Raw genomic sequence first — 6,147 nt, forward strand, 5'->3', positions numbered from 1 at the left:
AGATCAGGATGGGGTTATGCGAATGGCGCGGCTGGCGCAGTTCTGCGTCGATACCCGTTTCGAAGATTTACCGGCTGAGTTGGTGGAGCAAGCCAAGCGGCACATTCTCGACACCTTCGGTGCAGCCCTGGCCGGAGCCGGCAGCGATGTCGCCAGACAGGCGCGTCAGGTGTTCAAGGGGGAAGTCGGCAGCACGTTGGTCTGGGGCACCGATCAGCGAGTCGGCGCGGCGCAAGCCGCCATGCTCAACGGTATCGCCGCGCATGCCCTGGAGCTGGACGACACCGGCGGCTGCGACCATTCCGGCGCGGTGGTGCTGCCGGCGGTGATGGCGGCGCTGTCGATGTCAACGCTATCGGTTTCTGAAGCGTCAATTGATGGTCGCGAACTGATTACTGCGGTGGTGATCGGCTACGAAATCGGCCGTCGGGTGCTCGAAGCCTGCGGCAGTTACTCGGCCCATAACGGCGCCGGCTGGCACTCCACGGCGACGTGTGGAGTGTTTGGCGCGGCGGCGGCCAGTGCACGGATTCTGGGGCTGGATGCACAACAAACCTTGTCGGCACTGGGCATCGCCGGCAGCTTCAGCGGTGGTCTGTGGGCGTTTATCCATGACGGTTCACAAAGCAAAAGACTCCACAGCGGACGCGCCGCCGAAGGTGGATTGCTGGCTGCGCGGTTTGCTCAACAAGGCATTACCGGGCCGACAAAACTGTTCGATGATGTCTGGGGCGGTTTCCTCAAGACCCTCGCGGCGGACACCGCCGTGCCCGAGGCGTTGGACGCAGAACTGGGCCGGGTCTGGAAACTCGCCCGCTGCTCGATCAAGCCTTATGCGGCCTGCCGAGGGACCCATTCGGCGATCGATGCATTGGGCCTGTTGCTCGGTCAATTGCAGATCAGCGTCGATCAGGTCGAGGATATTCAGGTGTCGCTGTGCGGATTCCTTCAGGACATGTGTGGCGCTCAGGACGTCAGCACGTTGCCAGCGGCGCAGATGAGCCTGCGTTATGCCCTGGCGGCCCGGCTGGTCCATGGGCATTGCCGGTTGGAAGCCTACGACGATGAACAACGCCGCCACCCACGGATTGCACACTGGATGTCGCGTATTCGCCTTGAAGTCGACCCGCATCTGTCCGAGGATGGCGAGCCTGTCGTCAGCGTGCGGACCGTGGACGGTCGGCAAGCGAGCCTGTGCGTTGAGGTGCCGTTGGGGGCGCCGGGCAATCCGCTGAGCGATGCGGCGCTGGAGGAAAAATTCTTCAGCCTGGCCGGACGGGTGATACCGCTGCAGCAGGCAAAAGAGCTGCTGGAGCAGTTGTGGCGGCTGGAAGAACTGGAGTCGGTTCGGGCGCTTGATCGGTGGCTGAGTTGAGCCTGGCGTTGCGCGTCGAACACCACAGAATCTGAATAAGGACATTTGCCCCACCGTGGCCACTTACTCCCTCGTTATCCGCCGGCTGATGATCTGCTCGCTGACCATCGTCGTCAGTCGCGCCATCACCAGCCCGTTGCTCACGCTGTTCCTGAGCACCAAGCTCGGCCTCAACCAACAGGACGTCGGCCTGCTGCTTGGGATTGCGGTGTTCATCGCCACCCTGCTCGCGCTCTATGGTGGTTACATCATCGACCGCCTCGAAAAGCGTCGGCTGTTGATCCTGGCCATGCTCTCCAGTGCCATCGGCTTCGTGCTGCTGACCTTTGCCGAAAACCTCTACCTGACCACCGCCACCCTGGTGATCACCGAAACCGCCTCGGCGCTGTTTCTGATCGGGTCCAAGGCGATTCTCAGCGACAACCTGCCCATGGGCCAACGCGCCAAGGCTTTTTCGCTGCGCTACACCCTGACCAATATCGGTTACGCCACCGGCCCGATGCTCGGCGTGGTGATCGCCGGCGTGTACCCGATTGCCCCGTTCCTGATCGCCGGCGGCATCGCGTTCTTCAGCATTTTCCTGATGAGCGGGATTCCCAAAGACCCGGCCCAGGTACCCGCCATCGGTCAGCCGCAAAACTTTCTCAAGACCCTGGTCACCCTGAAAAACGACCGCACGCTGATCATGTTCACCTGCGGCTGCCTGCTCAGCACCGTGGTCCACGGGCGTTTTACCTTGTACCTGTCGCAATACCTGCTGGTGACCCATGATTCCAAACGTGCGCTGGAAACCATGGCTGCCCTGCTCGCCTGCAACGCCATCAGCGTGATCCTGCTGCAATACCAGATCGGCCGGTTTCTCAAGCGCGAACAACTGCGTTACTGGATTGTCGGCGGCAGCAGCCTGTTCATCCTCGGCTTGATCGGTTTCAGTCTGGCCGACAGCCTGGTGAGCTGGTGCATCGCAATGTTCATTTTCACCCTCGGCGAAATGATCATTTACCCGGCCGAATTCCTCTTCGTCGACACCCTGGCCCCGGAAGAACTGCGCGGCAGCTACTACGGCGCGCAGAACCTTGCGGCCCTCGGCGGCGCACTGAGCCCGGTGATCTGCGGCTTCCTGCTGATGCACACGCCCGCGCCCACCATGTTCTACGCCCTGAGCGCGTTGACGGCGATGGGCGGTTTTCTCTGTTTCATGAGCGGTCGACGCGTCGCGATACTGCAAAAATAATGCATTGAAGCTGCATTAATATGAATTTGTCAGTATCGGTAATGACCGGCACACTGTTCGCCGTTCCTCCCCCAATAGTTGGAACCACTTCAAGGGCTTTCCGGGTATCCGGACAAGCCTTTTTTTTGCCCTGGTTTTTGTCAAAGGATCGATGTTCGTCATGCTCGCTCACTGGTTGCCCGCCGCCATCAACACCCGCCCCTCCGAATGGAGCCGTGCCGCCATCGGCATGGCCATGGGGACGATGTTCAGTGTCTGGTTGTGCGGCCAGGTGTTCGGCATCGACGTGGCGCTGCATCTGATAGGTCCGTTGGGCGCGTCGGCGGTATTACTGTTCGCCGTGTCCTCGGGTGCGCTGGCCCAGCCGTGGTCGATTCTTGGCGGTTACCTCTGCGCGGGGGTGATCTCGCTGCTGGTCGCTCACGTACTCAGCCGCACCCTCGGCAGCGCCTGCCTCGCGGCGGGCATGGCGCTGATTCTGATGTGCTGGCTGCGTTGCCTGCACCCACCCGCCGGGGCGCTGGCGCTGCTGATGGTGCTGGCAGACCCGGCGACCATCGCCATGGACTGGAAAGCCCTCGGCCCGGTGATGCTCAGCGGCTCGACGATGCTGCTCAGCGCGTTGGCGTACAACAACTTCACGCGTATTCGTTACCCCAAGCGTCCCGCCGAACCGGCACCGCTAATGCCCGCGGCCGACAGCCAGGCGATCACCGCCGAAGATCTGCGACGGGCACTCGCCGACATGGAGGCCTTCTACGACGTCACCCCTGAAGACCTCGAGCAGTTGATTCATGCCAGTGAATTGCATGCCAAGCGGCGCAGTATCGGTGAAGTGCTGAGCAGCAGAACCTAAAGGCATCTTTGTGGCGAGGGGGCGTGCCCCCGTTGGGTCGCGAAGCGGCCCCAAAACCTGCTAACGAGTTTTTCCAGGCATACCTCATTGCCCTTATCTGCGACTGCTGCGCAGTCGAACGGGACGGTGCGGCGATCCGACAAGCCCCCTCGCCACAAATTCAAGGTTGATTCAAAACGGTGTCAGGCCGCCGAAGGCTGCGATCTTTTGATTTTGCACTAAGGTAAAAATGCAGAAAGAACCTGCACGTATCTCGGTTGTACAGGGCAAATTTGCACTGTTACGATCCTGCATCGCTCGCGCGCGAGCTTCTCTATAAAGAACAATAAAAGCAGGGAGTTAGTGATGACTGCTCAGGTTTCATCCCCGGGGACACCGTCCATGGATGCCACGCAAAACGAAGTGTTGGCCGAGGTTCGCAATCACATCGGTCACCTGACCCTCAACCGCCCCGCCGGCCTCAACGCCATTACCCTGGACATGGTCCGCAGCCTGCAACAGCAACTCGATGCCTGGGCACAGGATCCGCAGGTGCATGCGGTGGTGTTGCGCGGTGCTGGCGAGAAAGCCTTCTGTGCCGGCGGCGATATCCGCTCGCTGTACGACAGCTTCAAAAGCGGCGACACGCTGCACGAAGATTTCTTCGTCGAGGAATACGCCCTCGACCTCACGATCCATCACTACCGCAAACCGATCCTGGCCTTGATGGACGGCTTTGTCCTGGGCGGCGGCATGGGCCTGGTGCAAGGCGCCGACTTGCGAGTGGTCACTGAGCGTAGCCGTCTGGCGATGCCGGAAGTGGCCATCGGGTATTTCCCGGACGTCGGCGGCAGCTACTTCCTGCCGCGCATTCCCGGTGAGCTGGGTATCTATCTCGGCGTCAGCGGCGTGCAGATCCGCGCCGCCGATGCGCTCTATTGCGGCCTGGCCGACTGGTATCTGGAGAGCGCCAGCCTGGGCGAGCTGGACGAGCGACTCGACCATCTGGAATGGCACGACACCCCGCTCAAGGACCTGCAAGGCGCGCTGGCGAAACTCGCCGTGCAGCAACTGCCGGTAGCGCCGCTGGCGGCGCTGCGGCCGGTCATCGACCACTTCTTCGCCCTGCCCGATGTGCCGAGTATGGTGGAACAACTGCGTGCAGTGACCGTCGCCGACAGCCATGAGTGGGCCATGACCACAGCCGACTTGCTGGAAAGCCGTTCACCACTGGCCATGGGCGTGACCCTGGAAATGCTGCGGCGCGGTCGGCACCTGAGCCTGGAACAGTGCTTCGCCCTCGAACTGCACCTGGATCGCCAGTGGTTCGAACGCGGCGACCTGATCGAAGGCGTGCGCGCCTTGCTGATCGACAAAGACAAGAACCCGCGCTGGAATCCGCCAACCTTGCAGGCGCTGGACGCCGAGCACGTCGCGAGTTTTTTCACCGGGTTTGACCAGAGCGGGAGCTGAGCCATGCACGATATCGAATTGAGCGAAGAACAAGTGATGATCCGCGACATGGCCCGGGATTTTGCCCGCGGCGAAATCGCGCCCCACGCACAAGCCTGGGAAAAGGCCGGCTGGATCGATGACGGTCTGGTGGCGAAGATGGGGGAACTGGGTCTTCTGGGCATGGTGGTGCCCGAGGAATGGGGCGGCACCTATGTCGACTACGTGGCCTACGCGCTGGCGGTGGAAGAGATTTCCGCCGGTGATGGCGCTACCGGCGCGCTAATGAGCATCCACAACTCTGTCGGCTGCGGGCCGGTGCTCAATTACGGCACCGAAGAGCAAAAACAGGAATGGCTGCCGAATCTCGCCAGCGGCCAGGCCATCGGTTGCTTCTGCCTGACCGAACCGCAAGCCGGTTCCGAAGCCCATAACCTGCGCACCCGCGCCGAACTGCGCGACGGCCAGTGGGTGATCAACGGCGCCAAGCAATTCGTCAGCAACGGCAAACGGGCGAAGCTGGCAATCGTTTTCGCCGTGACTGATCCGGAGTTGGGCAAGCGTGGCATCTCGGCATTCCTGGTGCCGACCGAAACAGCGGGGTTCATCGTCGACCGCAGTGAACACAAGATGGGCATCCGCGCTTCCGACACCTGCGCCGTCACCCTGAACAACTGCACCGTCCCTGAAGCCAATTTGCTGGGCGAACGCGGCAAAGGCCTGGCCATCGCCCTCTCCAACCTCGAAGGCGGCCGCATCGGCATCGCTGCGCAAGCCCTGGGCATCGCCCGTGCGGCGTTCGAAGCGGCGCTGGCTTACGCGCGGGATCGGGTGCAGTTCGACAAGCCGATCATCGAACACCAGAGCATCGCCAATATGCTGGCCGACATGCAGACCCGACTGAACGCCGCGCGCCTGTTGATCCTGCACGCCGCGCGTTTGCGCAGTGCCGGCAAACCGTGCCTGTCGGAGGCTTCACAGGCCAAGCTGTTTGCTTCGGAGATTGCGGAGAAAGTCTGCTCGTCGGCGATTCAGATTCATGGCGGGTATGGGTATCTGGAAGACTACCCGGTGGAGCGTTACTACCGGGATGCGCGGATCACGCAAATTTATGAAGGGTCGAGTGAGATACAGCGGATGGTGATTGCCCGGGAACTCAAGAACTACCTGATCTAAAAAGCTTCGCGGGCAAGTCGGATCGCCGCACCGCTCGCGCCTACAGGGGAATGCATATCCTCTGTAGGCGCGAGC

5 protein-coding genes are annotated in these 6,147 nt (G+C 61.7%); all 5 read left to right on the forward strand.

Annotated elements, in window-relative coordinates; genetic code table 11:
• Positions 1 to 16: 16 nt before the first annotated feature.
• The 5 genes from AC1RL4_RS12005 to AC1RL4_RS12025 all read left to right on the forward strand — a co-directional run bounded on the left by AC1RL4_RS12005 (position 17) and on the right by AC1RL4_RS12025 (position 6,072).
• The gene (locus AC1RL4_RS12005; RefSeq protein WP_230173652.1) at positions 17 to 1,375 is read left to right on the forward strand and encodes an MmgE/PrpD family protein; all 1,359 of its coding nucleotides are present in this window, start codon (positions 17 to 19) and stop codon (positions 1,373 to 1,375) included.
• 55 nt (positions 1,376 to 1,430) lie between these two features.
• Positions 1,431 to 2,609: an MFS transporter gene (locus AC1RL4_RS12010; RefSeq protein ID WP_018929136.1), complete on the forward strand. Its 1,179-nt coding sequence runs from the start codon at positions 1,431 to 1,433 to the stop codon at positions 2,607 to 2,609.
• A gap of 160 nt (positions 2,610 to 2,769) precedes the next feature.
• The gene (locus AC1RL4_RS12015) at positions 2,770 to 3,465 is read left to right on the forward strand and encodes an HPP family protein (RefSeq protein WP_026331637.1); all 696 of its coding nucleotides are present in this window, start codon (positions 2,770 to 2,772) and stop codon (positions 3,463 to 3,465) included.
• A gap of 345 nt (positions 3,466 to 3,810) precedes the next feature.
• Positions 3,811 to 4,917, forward strand: coding sequence for an enoyl-CoA hydratase/isomerase family protein (locus AC1RL4_RS12020; protein WP_204123341.1), 1,107 nt, complete (start codon positions 3,811 to 3,813; stop codon positions 4,915 to 4,917).
• A gap of 3 nt (positions 4,918 to 4,920) precedes the next feature.
• A complete protein-coding gene (locus tag AC1RL4_RS12025) occupies positions 4,921 to 6,072 on the forward strand; it encodes an acyl-CoA dehydrogenase family protein (RefSeq protein WP_230173649.1) in 1,152 nt (383 codons plus the stop codon).
• Positions 6,073 to 6,147 lie beyond the last annotated feature (75 nt).

The organism is Pseudomonas sp. GW822-FHT07A10 (genome assembly GCF_058798795.1).